Below are 17,781 nucleotides of genomic sequence, written 5' to 3' on the forward strand. Positions count from 1 at the left end.
TTGTGCTCCTACCCCTTTGGGGTAGTTTAATTCTGTAATTGATTTACATCATGTATTAATTTTCTTTCATAATTAACAATCAGCTCAGATAAGAACCTAACCCTTAGGAAGTATTATGAGCAAGTTGAAGCTGGTCGTTATCGGTAACGGTATGGTAGGACACCGTTATATCGAAGACCTTGTTGATAAAACGGATGTTTCTCAATATGAAATCACGGTTTTCTGTGAAGAACCACGCGTAGCATACGATCGTGTCCACCTTTCTTCTTACTTTTCTCACCACACTGCGGACGAGCTTTCTCTTGTAAAAGAAGGCTTTTACGAAAAACATGGCATTAACATGTTAATTGGTGAGCGTGCGATCAACGTAAACCGCGAGAAGCGTATTGTTCATTCAAGCTCAGGTCGCGAGATTCAATACGACACGCTGATTATGGCGACTGGCTCATTCCCATTTGTTCCGCCGATTAAAGGTCGCGAGAGTAAAGACTGTTTTGTTTACCGTACTATCGAAGATCTTAAAGCAATCGAAGCATGCGCTAAGAAAAGCAAAGTGGGTGTGGTCATTGGTGGTGGTCTACTCGGGCTTGAAGCCGCTGGCGCATTGAAAGCGCTAGGTGTGCAGACTCATGTTGTTGAGTTTGCACCTAAGTTGATGGCGGAGCAGTTAGACCAAGCGGGCGGTAATCAACTGCGTCACAAAATCGAAAGCATGGGTGTGAAGGTACACACTAGCAAGAACACGCTTGAAATTGCACCTGAGGGTAAAGAAGCGAGAAACGTTATGCGTTTTGCGGATGGGACCGAGCTTGAGACAGATTTTATCGTGTTCTCGGCGGGTATCCGTCCACAAGATAAACTTGCTCGTCAAATGGGGTTAGGCGTTGCACCGCGAGGGGGGATTGAGATTGACGACCACTGTCAAACCACGGATAAGAACATTTACGCGATTGGCGAATGTGCATCGTGGAACAATACTTTCTATGGCCTAGTGGCACCGGGTTACAAGATGGCGACGGTTGCCGTTGACCACCTTGTCGGTAATGAGAGCAAGTTTGAAGGTGCAGACATGTCTGCAAAACTAAAACTGCTTGGTGTAAAAGTAGGTTCTATTGGTGATGCCAACGGTCGTACTCCAGGCTGTAAGAGCTATGTCTACCAAAACGAAGAGCAAGAAGTCTATAAACGCCTGATTGTTTCTGAAGACAATAAGACGTTGCTTGGTGCAGTAATGGTTGGCGATACGTCGGACTACGGCGATTTGCTGCAATTAATGCTTAATGAAATTGAGCTACCGAAACACCCAGATACGCTTATTCTTCCGGCTCATGCGGGGGCAGAGAAACCAACATTGGGCGCAGATGCACTGCCAGAGTCAGCGGTTATCTGTTCTTGTTTCGATGTTACTAAAGGCAAGATTGCTCAGGCTGTTGCTGATGGGCACCACACGATTGGTGACATTAAAGCGATAACAGGTGCGGGTACTGGCTGCGGTGGCTGTATCCCATTAGTGACTTCTGTTCTGAACGCAGAGCTTGCCAAAGCGGGCGTTGAAGTGAAGAACGATGTTTGCGAGCATTTCGCATATTCTCGTCAAGAACTGTTCCATCTGATTCGAATCGAAGAGATCAAGTCATTCGAAGAGTTGTTAGAGAAATACGGTCAGGGTTATGGCTGTGAGGTGTGTAAGCCACTTGTGGGTTCAATTCTAGCGTCATGCTGGGGTGAGCACATTCTTAAACCTGAATTGGTTAAACTGCATGATACCAACGATAACTTCCTAGGTAACATGCAAAAAGACGGTACTTACTCAGTCATTCCGCGTATGGCGGGCGGTGAAGTAACCCCTCAAGCATTGAAAGTACTGGCTGAAGTTGCCGCTGAATACAATCTTTATACTAAGGTGACAGGTGCTCAACGTATCGGTCTATTCGGTGCGCAGAAGGATGATCTTCCTGCGATCTGGAGCAAACTGATTGCCGCGGGTTATGAAACTGGTCAGGCATACGCTAAAGCGCTGCGTATGGCAAAGACATGTGTAGGTTCAACGTGGTGTCGTTACGGCGTGCAGGACTCTGTGGGTCTGGGTGTGATGATTGAGAACCGTTACAAAGGTATCCGCACTCCTCACAAGATGAAGTTCGGTGTCTCTGGCTGTACTCGAGAGTGTGCTGAAGCACAAGGTAAAGATTTAGGTATCATCGCAACAGACGCAGGTTGGAACATGTACGTCTGTGGTAATGGCGGTATGAAACCACGCCATGCCGATCTTCTAGCAAGCGATCTTGACCAAGAAACTCTGATCAAATACATCGACCGTTTCATTATGTTCTATATCCGTACAGCGGCACCGCTTCAACGCACTTCAGTATGGATGGAAAACCTAGAAGGTGGCATCAACTATCTACGTGAAGTGATTGTTGACAACAAACTAGGCATCAATGATCAGCTTGAAGCCGATGTGGCTAAGTTGGTTGAAGAGTTCCGCTGTGAATGGACTGATACCGTGAATGACCCCGCTCAGCTAAAACGCTTTGCTCACTTCATTAACTCAGATCAGCGTGATGACAATGTCGTGTTCGTTCAAGAGCGTGCTCAGCATCGTCCGGCTACATTTACGGAAAAACACCCTGAAGTGAAGGGCGATATCCTTCATGTTGAATTGGTTTAAGTGGGAGACGACATCATGGCATTTACCAAAGTATGTAACATTGAAGACATCATCCCGGGAACAGGTGTGTGTGCGTTAGTTGAAGGCGAACAAGTCGCGATCTTTCGTCCAACCAAGACTGAAGAAGTGTTTGCGATTAGCAACATGGATCCTTTCTATCAGTCGAACGTGTTGTCACGTGGTTTGATTGTTGAACATAGCGATGAATTATGGGTGGCGAGTCCATTGAAAAAACAGCGCTTCAACCTGATGACTGGCGTATGCATGGAAAACCAGCAGTTCAACGTCAAAGCCTATAAGGCTCGTGTAGTAAAAGGGCAGGTAGAAATCGCAGCTTAACCTAGCGTTAAGGCGAGATTTAATAGCCTAAAGGTTTGCTGTTTCACAGTGAGGAACAGAGAAACAGCGAGCCTTTCACTATTCGATTTCAACTTTTAACTTTTACTTTGAATAAGGACACATTCATGTCTACTGATTTTAAACCTGCTGAATTTGTACAAACCATGATTAACGTGGGTGAAGCAAAAACCAAAACAAGTACTCGTGACTTGCTTTTGCGTGGCACGATGGCAGGTATCATTTTGTCATTGGCGGTTGTTGCTGCGATTACGACCATCGTTCAAACGGGCATGGGCGTGGTTGGCGCGTTAGTGTTCCCAGTGGGTTTTGTCATTCTTAGCGTGATGGGCTATGACCTAGTAACCGGTGTATTCGGTCTTGCACCTCTGGCTAAGCTTGAAAATCGCCCTGGTATTACTTGGAACCGCGTATTCCGTTGTTGGGGTCTGGTTGGACTTGGTAACCTCATTGGCTCTGTGATTGTTGCGTTTCTTGTTGCAGTCTCATTGACGGGTAACTTCTCACTCGAACCAAATGCCGTTGCACAAAAATTCATTGCGGTATCGACGGCACGTAGCCTTGGTTTCGAGAACATGGGTATGGACGGTTGGATTACCTGTTTCGTACGCGGTATCTTCTGTAACCTAATGGTGTGTCTGGGCGTGATTGGTAACATGACAGGTCGTACATTAGCTGGCCGCATTGCAATGATGTGGTTCCCGATCTTCATCTTCTTTGCTCTTGTGTTTGAACACACAGTCGTCAATATGTTCCTGTTCCCACTAGGTATGATTCTGGGTGCCGATTTTGGTATCACGACTTGGTTGAACTTCAACCTCATTCCAACCATCTTGGGTAACATCGTTGGTGGTCTGCTAATGACTTGTCTTCCTCTATACCTAACGCATGCGAAAGCGGCGCCTGCACTGTCTGATGCTGAAGAAGTAAACGCGAAACCAGTACTAGCGAAATAATCTCAATACCGCCCCATGTGAAATCATGGGGCATCTTTTAGCTTTAACGTTAGTTGACTATAAAAAGTAGCCACTTCATTCCTCGCTGTGAGTGTTACTTTTTATATTCAAATTTTCTCAAAGGGCGTGACTATGACTGCTTCTAATATTTCACCACTTCACAGCGGCTTCGTTTCTTTAGTGGGTGCTGGCCCTGGTGATCCAGAGCTACTGACTGTTAAAGGGTATCGCGTCATTCAGCAGGCAGAAGTGGTTGTATATGATCGCTTAGTCTCCCCAGACATTCTCGCTTTAGCAAATACCCAAGCAGAAATGATCTACGTTGGTAAAAAGCTCGATTACCACTGTGTACCGCAGGAACAGATCAATCAATTACTCGTCGATAAAGCAAGCCAAGGAAAACGAGTCGTCAGACTTAAAGGTGGTGACTCGTTTATATTCGGTCGAGGTGGAGAGGAGCTAGAAGAACTGGCTGAACATGGGATTGGATTTGAAGTGGTTCCTGGGATTACGGCAGCAGCAGGCGCAACCGCTTATGCAGGCATTCCGTTGACTCATAGAGACCATGCGCAAAGCGTGCAGTTTATTACTGGTCATGTTCAGAAAGATGGCCGTGAAATAGAGTGGCGTTCTCTGGCTCAATCGAACAACACCTTAGTATTCTACATGGGACTAAAACAGAGTGGCTATATTGCTGAGAAGCTGCTCGAAACGGGTTTAGATGAGCAGATGTCCTGCGCAATAATAGAAAATGGCACGCGCCGCGAACAGCGAGTCTTTACTGGCCCGCTCAAAGATTTAGCGTCGCTGGCAGAGCAAGCAGTGAGCCCCGCACTGATTGTCGTGGGCAGTGTGACGTCTTTGCACCACAAACTGAAATGGTACAACTAGCCGTGATGACTGCTGCACTGATGCCCTGATTCTGTTAGAGTCAGGGCATCATTCTAAGCTCAAAAGTATCTATGGAAAAAGTGGCTATATTCGTAGACGTTCAAAACATCTACTACACCACGCGAGATAAATATCGCGCCAATTTTGATTACAACCAGTTTTGGTATATCGCCACAGAAGGTAGAGAGGTGATTGCAGCAAATGCCTATGCCATTGCTTCACATGATCCCAAACAGCGTCAGTTTCATCATATTCTCCGCGGCATTGGCTTTAACGTTAAACTCAAACCCTTTATCCAAAGAAATGATGGCAGTGCGAAAGGGGACTGGGACGTTGGATTAGCACTGGATGTTTATGAGACGGCATCGCAAGTAGATCGCGTTATTCTGCTGACTGGTGATGGTGACTTCGACGTGTTGGTGGATAGAATTCAGACTCGATTTGCGACGAAAGTAGACGTTTTTGGTGTACCAGGACTTACCGCGCAATCACTTATTGATGCCGCTGACCGTTATATCGCTATCGATAGAAATCTAATTATCACGCGTAACTGACAACCAAACTGGCATGCTGAGACAAGATGATGGGTGGTTCAATATCCTACCCACTGGTTGCGACTGATTGTTCAAGGTTTGCACAGATTATGGTAGAGTTACCGACTCAACTGTAGGTAGCTTATTCATTGTTTTAGTTAGGTTTTGTTGTATGTTAAATCGAGCGGATCAGGTCACAATCAGCGTTTCAGAACAAAAGATCGAAACGTTAGATACACTACTGAAAACCATTGATACGGATATGGCTGTGTCTATGTCCTTTATTCGACGTGCTCAAGGGATGTCATTTCGCGACTTAGAACAGCGAACAACAGGAATCAATGGCTCGACGCTAAAGCGTTACATGCAGCAAAGCTATCACTCGATCAGACCAATCCATGTCGTGGCAGCAATGTCTTGGGTCATGATGGTTCCGATGACCAGCTTTTATCTTGCCCTCAAAATGAAAGAGCATTACCGAGGAATGGATGACAAAGCCATCGAAGCTTTGTACTGCATTGGTCGACTTCCAGCCGAACAATTTCACCTTTACCTCGATCTCGTGACGAATATGATGAGTGAGGAGAATAAGCAACAGTTTCGATCTTTTCGTTCTGACGTAGAATCTCAGAGTGATCCTGATATTAACTACAACGAGTTGTTGCCGCCGCCAGTGTTAGATATCAATGCCTTTGCGATCGACTACTACCGCTCAGTTGCGATTACAGTTAAACGTTTTCGCTTAGAACACCAAATTCCTATTGATGTCATCTCGCGAGTTTTAGGCCTTTCAGAGTATCAATATCAGCAACTTGAAGATGTGAATAAAGTAAGAGACTTTTCGGTCGCGATAGGATTTAGGGTCAAACTGGGTTTTGAACTTAACTCGCACGTAAATTTCACCAGTGAAATGCGTTTATTCCCACAATTTCATCAATTACGTCAAATCCAGCATTTGCGTGACGCACTGATCGTAGAAGCATTGCGTTATTTAAAGGGTGAATGCAAGAAGCGTGCAGTAGAAATACTGACCACACTATCAAAGATCTACATAAAAAATGTGATCTAGTTCCATCAAGTGGAAATAATCAACTCAAATTGCGCAGAGCCTTGAGTTGATTATATCTCACTAAAAAACAACAATGTTCACTAGTTATTTAGGTTAATGCTAACAGAGCTTCATCGAGCGCTATCGCTGAATTCGCTTGGGCTAACATTAGAGCGGCAACCTTGTCGGGATATTGCAAATGGACTAAATGGTCGGCGTTTTTTATCACCACAAGGCGACCATTTTTGAGTTGGTTTGCAAAGGATTGAGCGGTTTCCTTCGTGACATATGGATCAAACTCACCAACACATATTGTGCATGGTACAGAGATATTGGTCACATTGGACGGTGTATGAACCAGCAATCTAACGGAGTTCTCAAAGAACACGTCAATACGCTGTTGTGACATATTAGTGATGCTCCTGACTGTCGCCTTAATGATGGCTTTGTTACGTGGAATATCGTTGTTGTTTACAGTCAAAGACTCAGTAAATGACTGCGCAAAGCTCGTTGGGTTGTCCATCGCAGCCGCGATCATTTTCTTAGTCGCAAGACGTCCCGAAGAAGGGATGCCTGGGACGCCACCACAAATCGACATCGACAGCACATGCGGCCATATGTCGCACAGTTCTACCGCAACAGCTGTAGCATAAGAAAAGCCAATAATATGGGCATTTTTAACCCCTAAATACTCGATAAAATCGCGCAACATAATCGCTTGTGAACGTATACTGACTGTCGATTCAAGATTTTCTGTATGACCGGTTCCAGGAACCTCAATGGTTATACAGTTCAATTTTGTCGCAAAGAAGGTCGAGAAACTGTGGACACTTTCTATGTCCTGTAACGCGCCTAATAGAAAAATAGCGTATTGGTCTGAACCTTCACAGTGGTGAAACGAATAGCGGTAGTGATTGCCATTTAAGATCGTTTTTATAGTTTCCATTTTAATGTCCTCGGTTGAATAAGGACTTAACTATAAACGATTGATTGATAACGTTATGGCTAGGATCTAATGAATAATCATACTCTAGAACAGCATTTGGCTGATGCGGAACAACCAGTTAAAGATTTTATGGCTGAGCTGTTGGAAGCGCTAGGAAAGAAAGTCACTGACAACCAAGACCCCAAGCTAGCACTTCGCTACTTCGGAGCTAAACTGGAAATCAAGTTGGTTTCGTTTGATGGTGGCTATGAAGCGGGTCAGTGACCAAAGGGAAGAACAAAAAAGCCAGTTGGGTAAACCTCACTGGCTTTTCTATTTGGAAATTAGTGTTGAGCTTGTTGTTCGCTTGCCGCTGATTCTTGCTCGACCAACGCCTCTTCATTGTTGAGGTTTGCCTCTTCTGCTTCTAGCTTAGCGCGCTCGGCTTTTGAGATGTAGCGAGGTTTATTACTCTTATGTAGCTTAGCGTTTATCTTCTTTTGCTTAGCTTTTAAGATGCTATTGATCTTCTTTTTACGGTTCATGGTATCGCTCGGTCCTGAATAAGGCGCCGATCCTATCAAAAATCTGAACACAAATCACCAATATCAGTTTGGCTATTTGTGCTCTAGCGCGGTTCCACTAGGAGAACTTTCAGTGGTGTGAGTTTTGGAACCGACCCCAAATGGGTAGCTAAATGAAAGTCAAAATGACAAATAATTTTGATTCAAGATAAAGTAGAAACGTGAAATACAACAAAGCCCGCATTAAGCGGGCTTTGCGTTTTGTTCCTAAGAACTAAATTTGGTGGGTCCGGGCGAACTCGAATCGCCGACCCCTACCATGTCAAGGTAGTACTCTAACCAACTGAGCTACGGACCCAAATTTAATGTTCTGCATGTTTTGGTTTTAACATGACTTTAAGGAGTGGTGGGTCCGGGCGAACTCGAATCGCCGACCCCTACCATGTCAAGGTAGTACTCTAACCAACTGAGCTACGGACCCATTCCTTAAGAACGAGACGGATGTTACCGAGAGTTATTCGATCGTGCAAGAGCATTTTTATCGATTTTAGCTCGTTTGCTTTATATCTAAGCGAATTGTCGTAGTTTTATCCGCATCAGATACGAAAATGTGCATTAAATCACACACATGCAACGACTATCGTCCTCGGCCATCAAACATAACAATGATGGTTTTTGTGATGATACTCATGTCCATTGCTAACCAAGATTTCATCGAACAGAGTGACAACGCGTAACTGTGGTCGTAGCCGACTTTCCTACGCACATCATCAATACAAGTGTCATAACCTTGGTTAACCTGAGCCAATCCGGTAATACCTGGCATCACGCCATAGGTTCGGTCAGCGAAATAGGGAATGGCTGCTTCCAGCTTGTTGTAAAAACTTGGACGTTCCGGTCTTGGGCCTATCAAAGACATATCTCCGACTACCACGTTAAACAGCTGGGGGATTTCATCTAGGCGCGTTTTACGCAGAAAGCGACCAACAGGCGTGATTCTTGGGTCGTTTTCGGTTGCCCAAACAGCCCCAGTTCGTTGCTCTGCGTCCTGATACATGGTGCGAAACTTAATGATTTCAAAGAAGACCATTTTTTCAGAAGTCGATTTACCAACACGAAGTTGTTTGTAGAAAACGGGGCCCGGTGAACTGACTTTTATTGCCACTGCAATGAAGGGGATAAAAGGCGATAAAAGGAGTAAACCAAAGATCGCACCAAATAGATCAAAAAGGCGTTTAGCTAACCAGATTGACATGTGTGTTGATACATTGCTCATAATATATCCTTATTGGTCTACACGAGACCATTTTCCTGATTCAAGATCGAGTAGATAACGTAAGCCACCAATGAGGTTTGCACAGTGTCCTGCGACAATATAGAGCACCAACTTGCAGACTCTGTGGCTGAATATGTAGGGCAAGAAGTAACTGAGCAACGCCAGAGAATAGAGGGCGATTTGCCCCGTTAAGGCTGCCATAAATAGAGGGTTGTCCATCAATACTATTGACGAAATTAGGCAAAGAATCAGCAGGTAAGGGGTGAGCAGGCGTAAGCCTTTTCCCGATGCAAAGGCAAAAGCGACACCACGGTAGCGAGGCATAAACATATCGGCCAATAGTATCGCTTGTTGCATGTTACCCGCGGAGATTCTTAATCGGCGGTGGTAGTCATTTTGTTGGTTGGTTGCTTCCATTTCCAACGCCACCATTCTTGGCTCATATTTGGCTAAGTAACCTTGGCGAACAATCTCCATAGGAATGATGAAGTCGTCGTTGATCGTGTCCGTACCCATGCTTTTAAACAGATGGGTACGGAATAGATAAAACGCGCCGTGCGCACCGAGCGTAGACCCTAGGGAGGCCTCATGCATTTTGACTTTACTTTGGTACTGCCAGTAGCGAGTCTCGCCTTCATTGTGATGGTTAAATAGTTGGTAGTGACCGTTAACAACACCAACTTGGCAATCATGAAAATGACGATTAGCCAACCACAACGCATCAATAGAGATTAGGGCGGATACGTCGCTAAGCGCAGTAATATCAGTAGATATCGTCGACATCTGTTGATTGATGACGGACACTTTACCGCGATTTTCGTTAAACACACGAATTTCAAAGTGTGTATCAGCGCAGATAGCTTCTTGAATCGTCTGCTCAGCAATTAAGGCGGTGTTGTCTGTGCAACCATCGCAAGCGATAATCACGTTGTAACGACTTTTAGGATAATCGAGTGACGACAGATTGCGAATCTTATCTGCAATCCACTGTTCTTCGTTATAGGCTGGCACGAGAATAGTGATCGACGCACAATCTTGGTCACTCGTCACTGGTCTATAGCCTCGGGAAGCGTGTTTAATCGCCTTGAGCGGATGATGTTTTGAATACCATGAGAGTAATACTGGATATCCAACATGGTGATAGATAATCAAACTACTCGAGATGAAAAACAGAGTGCTCAATAGAAGTTCCATCATGCGCTTTTCTCCACAGCTAGTTGGTCATAGGCTTTGACCATTTGGCGTATATCATTGTTATTAAGAACAAACTCCCTTGGCGAGTACGTACGATGTCTGTCCAATAAGTTATTCAATAGAGCCTCTGCCAGTGCATTTGGGTTATTACTTTCGACCGCTGCACCTGTTATAGGACAAAGGGTTTCGCTGCAAGCACCCACATCGGAGGCAACGGTAACAATGCCGCATGCTTGTGCTTCAAGCGTGGAAAGAGGGTAGCCTTCACTCCTAGATGGAAGGCAGAACAGATCTAAAGATTGGTAAAAGCGACACATGTCGTCGACGAGGCCGAGTAAAATTACACGTTGGCTAATCCCGAGCCTTTGTGCTTGTTGTTCAAGTGCCTCTTTTTGCGAACCTGCTCCAGCAATCACCAGATATAGGTTATTGGGCAGCAACACCATGGCATCAAGCAGTATGTCGTGACCCTTAACATGTTCGAGGCGTCCAGCACTGCCAATGATGGTCGAAGAAAGGGGAAGGCCTAGTGCCTGACGGGCGAGGTGCTTTGATCCTGGTTTAAAACGCTGACAATCAATGCCGTTATTGATCACAGATACGTCGTGATAGTTAAGTCGTTCAAGTAATTGATCTCTCACCAATTTCGCATCGGCGACGACAGAGGGTTTGGCGATAGCGAGAGCCAATTTTTGTAATGAACAGTGCTTTGGGTTGGATAAGTGCCAAGCATCGTGTTCGGTGTGGATGCGGGCTTTGACGTTAGCAAGACGTGCTGCAATCGCTCCGTAAATGATTGGCCCAATATGGTGAGTGTGTACAGTGGTCGGTTTTAATGTGCGAAATAGCTTATATAGACGATGTAATGTCGTAAAACTGAACCCTGCCGGTTTATCAAGAAACACGAGGTGATCTTCGACTTCTCCTAACCGAGGCCAGTGAGAAATCGCCTCTTCCTTTGAACCTTCTAGGCTAACAATCAATACATGGTGCTCAGGGTTGGAAAACGTCATCATGTTGAGTGCCAGTGATTCGAGCCCTCCAGGGGCAAGATGTTGAACGACATGAATGACGTTTTGGGTATGGTTATTCATGCTATCTCCTGACATGGTTTAATTACCTTACTAGTAGTTAGCATAGGATGTGCCAACTATTTAATTGTTATTTATCATATATTTATCTGCTTTTATTGGGTGATTTTCATAGTGAAAATCAAATTACATTTCACTATGAGTGGTAAGGTTTGATTTTGGGAAGTTGAGTCAGCAAAGGTGCTTTAGTAATTGACTCTATCTCTGATTTACGGCGCACCGACGAATCGAAAAGTTCGATTAATGTCGCGACACCGGATCCGAGTGCTATTCCTGCGACAAAACCTGCAATGACAAAAATGATGATCGGTAAGTTAGCGGGGCGACTGGGTGTAAAAGGAAGGTCGATGATTTTAACCCTTTTGTTTTGCTCAAAAACACCGAGTGACCCTGTCAATTGAGCCATTTCGTAGCGTTGAAGCAGTTCATCATAAAGCTGACGTTTGATTTCCGCGTTGCGAACTAAACGGTGCATAGTTTTTGCGTTGTCACCAAACTTATTCGCTTCTTGTTCTAGTTGAACAATCATGTTGTTGAGGCTTTTTGTTTCTTCTTTGAGAGACTCATAACGTCCTCTCACCAGTTGTAGACTGTGGAGTTGGGTGACGAGTAGAGGCTGAATCTCACCCAGTTCTCTCAATTGGCTACTGCTGGCAATATCCCATAGTTGATCACTACTGATGTTTGGCTGCTCCATTTTCAGTAAGATTGTTCTTTCATTCTCAAGACGGCGCAGCTCGCGCTCTTTACCTTGCACAGCGCTGTGGCTTTCCGTGTATTTGGCTTTTAACAACGTCAGTTCACTGCGGATTTCAATGATTTGATCTTCGATTTTACCTACCACAGGATTGGTTTTTGATAGCTGTTGATCGAGCGAACCTAAACTGCGTTCGACACCAGCAAGCTCTGCACTTTTTTCTGCATAGCTTTGCTTTAGTGCCGCTAAGCGAGCGAGCGATTGCGTCTGCATTTCGGGTGTTACGGAGGCAAAGCGGTTTCTAAAGTCTGCGAGTTCATTCTCAGCTTGATCCAATTCCACACGACGCTTTTCAATGTGTATTGCTAGGAATTCAGACGAGTCTTTAATTGATGAACGCTCAGGCGCAAGTAACTGTTCGATAAAATGCTCACTGATTGATTCAAGCATCTCTTTCATACCAGACGGTGAAGGCGCTGTGAGAGATATTTGTAAGAAATCCTTACCTGGTTGGCTGACCGTTAGACTATTCGATAGTTTGTTGATGACATGATCTTTTTGGGCATCTGACATCGAATCGTTGATCAATCCATGCTCGTTGGCCACCGCAGTTAGAACATGGCGACTTTTCAACAGAGTACTCAATGCATTCAGACGTTCTTTAAGCATGGTAGAGACAGCAATGTCCTCTAAGAAAGGGTTCATTTTTGCGGTTTCTTGTATCAGCATAGAAGTATGTGAAACGTAATTGGTCGGAGCCATTTTGCCAACGAAATAACCGATAAATGGCAATATCAACATAGGAACGACGATGACATATCTTTGTCGCCACGCGCCATTGAGAATAACGATGAGACGAAGTTTCAGGTCGTTCATAGAGCCTCCAACATAGCGTTAAGTTTGTTGGTGCGAGCATCCCAACTTTCGTTGCTGATATTCACAACACCGAGACGTGGCTGCTGAATCGCAACACGTTTAAGTGCGAGTGAAAACTGTTCCGAGTTTGTGATTACGTCAACATGCTGTTGATATGTTACCAGGGCAGGGAACGGAGTGCTGATCACACGGCTACCTGCTGCTAGATACTCGAGAAGTTTCAACGGACTACAGGATCTGATCTGTTGATTAGCGACAAAAGGCAACAGGCTCACGTCCCAGTGCTGGCTATAGCTGGGCAGGAGGTGATGTGGGCGAGGCCCGAGGTAATGAACATTATCAAGCTTAGGTAGCGGGTTGTAGTCGAGCTCGAGAGGACCGATAAACACAAACTGCCAGTCGGGATTGTCTCGAAAAACTCGTTCTAACAGTTGATAGTCGAGCCAGTTAGATATACTGCCATAGAAGCCTGCGATTCGTTGTCGTCTTGGCGGTAGATCCTTTGCGCGAACGGCCGGTGTGCTGAACAGCGTGGTATCGACGCCATGCGGTAGATAGTGAGTCTTAGTTTGAGGAAACTTAGTCAGCAGTTTCGCGCTGGCGGCGAGTATTAAATCGGCTTGTTCAACCAACTTCAGCTCATGCTGTGCGACAACACGGTGATCTACGCCTGCCAAGGAGGAAAAATCATCGCCGCAGTAGTAAACCACCGCAGATTCGCCCAGAGAGCCACAAAGATCGGCGGTGGTTGGCAATGAGCTCCACAGGATGGGGTTGTCGAGTTTAAGTGTCTTGATGACGGGAAGCAGTTGAATGCAGATCATCATTTTTGCAATGCGACGAGCCAAATAAGAACGCGGTGCCGGAATGGTGCGTAAATTAACCACCGTTATATTGTCAGGTAAGGTGTGACCAACAGTGAAACCCCCTTTACTTTTACCCAACAGTTTGGCGATGGCTCGCTTTAAATCATGTCGAGTCAACCTAGGCTGGCGCAATCCTATTGAATTGACCCAGAGAACCTTCCTTTGTTTGGCTAAACGTACGATTAAATGTTGGGTGCTCGAAGGCAGGCCACCAAAATCTTCACCAAACACAATTAAATCACGCATGGTCAACCTCCTGACTGTTCAGGTAGCGAACAATTTTGGCTGGGTTTCCTACGGCAACCACCATGGGGGGCAGACTTTTGGTCACTACACTACCGGTGCCAACCACAGTGCCGTGCCCAATAGTGACATTTGGGCATACCGTAACATTGGTGCCTAGCCAAACATCGTGCTCAAGTACGATATCGCCAATATCTCTGCACTCATCACCATGGCCTTGAGCCCGCAATTCTGGGTCAAGTGAATGGCCAGAATAACCAAACAGAAATGCTCGACCAGCGATACGGACGTTATCCCCAATGACGACGCGTGTAGCTACGGCGATGGTGCTTTGCCAGCCGATGTCGACATTGCTGCCGATAAGCAATTGCGGATTGTTGGATTGTGGTCTCGCGCTGAAGGTGGTTTGACCTGAAATACGGCAATCATCGCCGATGGTGATCGATAGCGGGCCAGAGATGAAAGGGACACCACCAAACAAGTAGAGACTCTTACCATGCCGCTTGAGACGGCCTTTGAACGCAGGAGTGTGAATTATCACGCGTACAAGGCTGAGATAGAAACCAGTTAGAGTTTGATACAAGAAGTAACACAGTCTGTTCCACCACTGTGGGGTTGGAATATCGAAAGCTCGAACTGTTTTCAATATGAGAAACAATTTGCGATAAGACGGATTCTCGTGGTGTTGAAGCCACACCTTAAAGTGATTAATGCGTTGTGCCAACATAATCTATCCCTACATTATTTGAATTATGCAGGGATCATTACACTAAGCGTGCCATAATTAATTGTTAATAAAATCATTGGTTTAAATATTTATTCTCTGATTGGGAAGGTGTTTTCTCAAATTGAGAATGCTTTTGGCTAATTCGTGATAGCGCAATACACAAAGCGGCTAGGATATAAATTGGCCACGTAAAGCCTTGGGTGAGAAAGGTTCCGGAAACAATGGTACCAATAATACCGGCATACACTGATAAAGCGGTCGCCTTTAGATAGGGTGAAACGGGTTCGGTGCTGGAGTCTAGGATCGTCATGGTCGCTCGGCTCGTTGTTATCAGCGATACGATCATGATGATAAAAACCAGCAATCCTAAAAACCCCGTTTCTGCTAAAACACCAAACCAAGTACTATGAACCGCATGGTTGAGCCCATCCCAGTGTGGACTGTAGAAAAAATAATTGGCGTAAAAGTTATTCAGACCAACACCCGTTAGTGGATGATCTAATGCCATCTTAAATGCCGCCTCCCATGCATATAAACGTCCCATTGCGGAGGCATCGATACCCTGTTCTGCGGCACCACCTGATTGGCGATCGGATATACCAGCGACTGCGAACAGTATCATCATCGCGATGATACCAATAATGATTAGCAGAGTTTTCGAGCGAACTAATCGTAAACCAAAGATACCAAACACCGCGAGGGAACCGAGCAACCCACCACGACTTTGAGTTGCAATAACTGCCGCCATAGCAAGGACCAAACCTATGCTGCCCAGAATACGAGAAAAGCCTAATTGTTTGGTGGTCGCGAAGCTAATCGCGAATGCGAGCGGAAACATCAGTACCAGAGAGAGATCATTAGGGTCGCCTAACATTGAACCGAGTTCGCGGCCGATGGTCACCCTTGTCCCTTCGACCAGACCGACCCCATTGATCGAATTTGATAACGCCACGACAGCGATTAACGACCCGGCTAAAATGATCAGCGTAGCGATTCTTTTAACGGATTCTTCACTATTAACCAACCATGCTATCGCCAAAGTCATGATGATGATTTTCCAGTAAATATTTTTGAAATAGGTAATAGCAAGTCCAGGATTTGATGACAAAACGGCACCGATGATGACAAGCAGCCAAAAAATGGCCAGCCAAGTAAAGCTCGGGTGCCAAAAGGTGGTCAGTTGTCTGCTAATCAAACTGTGCCAAATCAAAGCAGCCAAAGCGCCGACAGAGAGTAATAATGGAATCTTCAATGAATAGAGAGCTGGTATCGCTTCGTGAATTCGGAAAAATGAGAACAACACGAACAGGCTGACTAGCCAAAATGTCTGATTGAGCACAAACAGAACGCCAAGTGGAGCAAAGCAAAGCACAATCACAATGGCAGGGTGAGGGACAAACATCCATATTGCTGCAAGAGTGAAGCACAGCAGTGACATCCACATGATCGCTTTGATGTGCTTGTATCGGCTCATTGGGTTTTACCTAAGTAAGTTTGCATTGCGATAAACACTGTTTTAATTGAGATAATCGTGACTAATTGGCTGCGAATCGCGTAAGCAATCAGAGCAAGCGGCTGAAGAACTAACATCAGTACTGATACTTCTAAATGTTGGTGGTAGCGGCTGGTTACAATGAAGCTAATGGTTAAAAGCACCAAACCCGTCAATGCTGATAACTGATAGTTAAGATAGAAGAGTTTTTGGCTACGATACAAGGTCAGCACGAAGCGAGTCACTTGACCAATCACCAGCGATAGCAAGATTCCATACAGCCCATGCTCAAGCGTCACAATGCATGTGCCGAGTGCCACCAACGTCGCAAAAATATTAATGTAGAGTAACTGCGGAGTCTTTTTACGATACAAAACGCCAAAATTACACAATTCGACTAACTCCTTAAACAGCATCATGATAATGGTTAGGCTGACGTAGCCAATGGCTGGCTGGTAGTTAGCAGGGAGAGCCAACTCTATGAAAATCTGACTAAGCCAAGAGACGCTGATGGCGATAAGACAAAGAAGTAAAACGCCACGCTGGGTGACTTTAGCTGTGTAGTCAGAACCATGTATTTGCATAGATTCGAAACGTTTTGGCATCCACCACATGTGAAAAGGTTGAATTAAAATTCCGACACCTAAAGCGAATTTGGCGGCAATAGCATACATGCCTAACGTTTCAAGATCAGTCGCACCTGCGATTAACCATCTTTCGGCACCGCTTAAACCAAACGCGACAACCGCTGACAACATTAACGGCATCGAGTAATAGAGGTATTGTCGTAAATGAGTGGTTTTAGGTAAGCGAAATGGGAATCGTAGGTAAAAGTGAAGAAAGAGAAACTGGGCAAAAGTGCATAGTACATTGAGTGCGAAAATGGTTGTTACGTCAGGGGAATGGGTTAGCACGGCAACCAGTAACGCAACCTGAATCACGACTGTTGTTGTACACACTTTAAAAAATAGATCCGCCTGATTATGCAGACGTAACCAAGCGAGACATATCGCCAGTGGCGCTTCGTAGCAGAGCACCAACAGAATGAGGCCAAGCTGATTGGTGTCAAATAGATCGAGTTTAAAAGGAGAAACCATGTAGAAAAACAGGACGACGATGCTTAGAAAAACAGAAAGGGATAGAGACGCACTATATAACTTGGCTGCCTTTATTCTGCGTAATCTAGCGTGGCGGATTGGCCCAATAAATCGGTAGAGATTTTCATGCATTGCCAATCCAACAACCAAGCTGAAAAATACAGTAGTAATCCCCAACAGTTCAAGATGGCCTAGCTCGTTTGGTGACAAGTAGTGAGCCATTAACGGCAAGGTAAACAGTGAGACACCTTTCATCAGAAACAAGCTTACAGCATACAAACTAATGTTCTTTATATGACCGTTGGACATAGCAACCT

17 protein-coding genes and 2 tRNA genes are annotated in these 17,781 nt (G+C 45.1%); 7 read left to right on the plus strand and 12 right to left on the minus strand.

Going from position 1 to position 17,781, the window contains the following annotated elements; all coding sequences use genetic code 11:
• Positions 1-115: 115 nt before the first annotated feature.
• From nirB to DA100_RS20845, 6 genes are all read left to right on the plus strand, one after another.
• Positions 116-2,671, plus strand: a complete 2,556-nt coding sequence (gene nirB, locus DA100_RS03555) for a nitrite reductase large subunit NirB (RefSeq protein ID WP_138970911.1) — start codon at positions 116-118, stop codon at positions 2,669-2,671.
• A gap of 15 nt (positions 2,672-2,686) precedes the next feature.
• A complete protein-coding gene (gene nirD / locus DA100_RS03560; protein ID WP_138970912.1) occupies positions 2,687-3,010 on the plus strand; it encodes a nitrite reductase small subunit NirD in 324 nt (107 codons plus the stop codon).
• A 125-nt stretch (positions 3,011-3,135) separates the two neighbouring features.
• Positions 3,136-3,984, plus strand: a complete 849-nt coding sequence (locus DA100_RS03565; RefSeq protein WP_138970913.1) for a formate/nitrite transporter family protein — start codon at positions 3,136-3,138, stop codon at positions 3,982-3,984.
• 132 nt (positions 3,985-4,116) lie between these two features.
• Positions 4,117-4,875, plus strand: coding sequence for a uroporphyrinogen-III C-methyltransferase (gene cobA / locus DA100_RS03570; protein ID WP_138970914.1), 759 nt, complete (start codon positions 4,117-4,119; stop codon positions 4,873-4,875).
• 71 nt (positions 4,876-4,946) lie between these two features.
• The gene (locus tag DA100_RS03575; protein WP_138970915.1) at positions 4,947-5,429 is read left to right on the plus strand and encodes an NYN domain-containing protein; all 483 of its coding nucleotides are present in this window, start codon (positions 4,947-4,949) and stop codon (positions 5,427-5,429) included.
• A 151-nt stretch (positions 5,430-5,580) separates the two neighbouring features.
• Positions 5,581-6,477: a hypothetical protein gene (locus tag DA100_RS20845; RefSeq protein ID WP_171052130.1), complete on the plus strand. Its 897-nt coding sequence runs from the start codon at positions 5,581-5,583 to the stop codon at positions 6,475-6,477.
• 88 nt (positions 6,478-6,565) lie between these two features.
• Here the strand turns inward: DA100_RS20845 and DA100_RS03585 are convergent, their stop codons facing one another.
• Positions 6,566-7,402: an alpha/beta hydrolase gene (locus tag DA100_RS03585; protein WP_138970916.1), complete on the minus strand. Its 837-nt coding sequence runs from the start codon at positions 7,400-7,402 to the stop codon at positions 6,566-6,568.
• Positions 7,403-7,471: 69 nt separating this feature from the next.
• Here DA100_RS03585 and DA100_RS03590 point away from each other — a divergent pair, with 69 nt between their 5' ends.
• Positions 7,472-7,666, plus strand: coding sequence for a hypothetical protein (locus DA100_RS03590; RefSeq protein WP_138970917.1), 195 nt, complete (start codon positions 7,472-7,474; stop codon positions 7,664-7,666).
• Positions 7,667-7,725: 59 nt separating this feature from the next.
• Here the strand turns inward: DA100_RS03590 and DA100_RS03595 are convergent, their stop codons facing one another.
• From DA100_RS03595 to DA100_RS03645, 11 genes are all read right to left on the minus strand, one after another.
• Positions 7,726-7,926 carry a DUF2986 domain-containing protein gene (locus DA100_RS03595; RefSeq protein WP_138970918.1) on the minus strand — a complete coding sequence of 67 codons (201 nt, stop codon included), beginning with the start codon at positions 7,924-7,926 and terminating at the stop codon, positions 7,726-7,728.
• Between the two features lie 260 nt (positions 7,927-8,186).
• A tRNA-Val gene (locus DA100_RS03600) sits at positions 8,187-8,263 on the minus strand.
• Positions 8,264-8,309: 46 nt separating this feature from the next.
• Positions 8,310-8,386 (minus strand) — tRNA-Val (locus tag DA100_RS03605).
• 156 nt (positions 8,387-8,542) lie between these two features.
• A complete protein-coding gene (locus DA100_RS03610; RefSeq protein WP_138970919.1) occupies positions 8,543-9,181 on the minus strand; it encodes a sugar transferase in 639 nt (212 codons plus the stop codon).
• A gap of 9 nt (positions 9,182-9,190) precedes the next feature.
• Positions 9,191-10,378, minus strand: a complete 1,188-nt coding sequence (locus DA100_RS03615; RefSeq protein ID WP_138970920.1) for a glycosyltransferase family 2 protein — start codon at positions 10,376-10,378, stop codon at positions 9,191-9,193.
• The gene (locus DA100_RS03620) at positions 10,375-11,469 is read right to left on the minus strand and encodes a glycosyltransferase (RefSeq protein ID WP_138970921.1); all 1,095 of its coding nucleotides are present in this window, start codon (positions 11,467-11,469) and stop codon (positions 10,375-10,377) included. The genes DA100_RS03615 and DA100_RS03620 overlap by 4 nt, the downstream gene beginning before the upstream one ends.
• 133 nt (positions 11,470-11,602) lie before the next feature.
• Positions 11,603-13,039 carry a chain-length determining protein gene (locus DA100_RS03625; protein WP_138970922.1) on the minus strand — a complete coding sequence of 479 codons (1,437 nt, stop codon included), beginning with the start codon at positions 13,037-13,039 and terminating at the stop codon, positions 11,603-11,605.
• Positions 13,036-14,151: a glycosyltransferase gene (locus DA100_RS03630; RefSeq protein ID WP_138970923.1), complete on the minus strand. Its 1,116-nt coding sequence runs from the start codon at positions 14,149-14,151 to the stop codon at positions 13,036-13,038. Before DA100_RS03630 ends, DA100_RS03625 begins: the two co-directional genes overlap by 4 nt.
• Positions 14,144-14,875 (minus strand): acyltransferase, encoded by a 732-nt coding sequence (locus DA100_RS03635; protein ID WP_138970924.1) that lies wholly within the window; start codon positions 14,873-14,875, stop codon positions 14,144-14,146. The genes DA100_RS03630 and DA100_RS03635 overlap by 8 nt, the downstream gene beginning before the upstream one ends.
• Positions 14,876-14,948: 73 nt before the next feature.
• Positions 14,949-16,349: an O-antigen ligase family protein gene (locus DA100_RS03640; RefSeq protein ID WP_138970925.1), complete on the minus strand. Its 1,401-nt coding sequence runs from the start codon at positions 16,347-16,349 to the stop codon at positions 14,949-14,951.
• Positions 16,346-17,773 (minus strand): lipopolysaccharide biosynthesis protein, encoded by a 1,428-nt coding sequence (locus DA100_RS03645; protein ID WP_138970926.1) that lies wholly within the window; start codon positions 17,771-17,773, stop codon positions 16,346-16,348. Before DA100_RS03645 ends, DA100_RS03640 begins: the two co-directional genes overlap by 4 nt.
• Positions 17,774-17,781: the final 8 nt, after the last annotated feature.

The sequence above is a fragment of the Vibrio sp. Hep-1b-8 genome, assembly GCF_006124995.1.
In the GTDB taxonomy this organism is placed as follows: Bacteria; Pseudomonadota; Gammaproteobacteria; order Enterobacterales; family Vibrionaceae; genus Vibrio.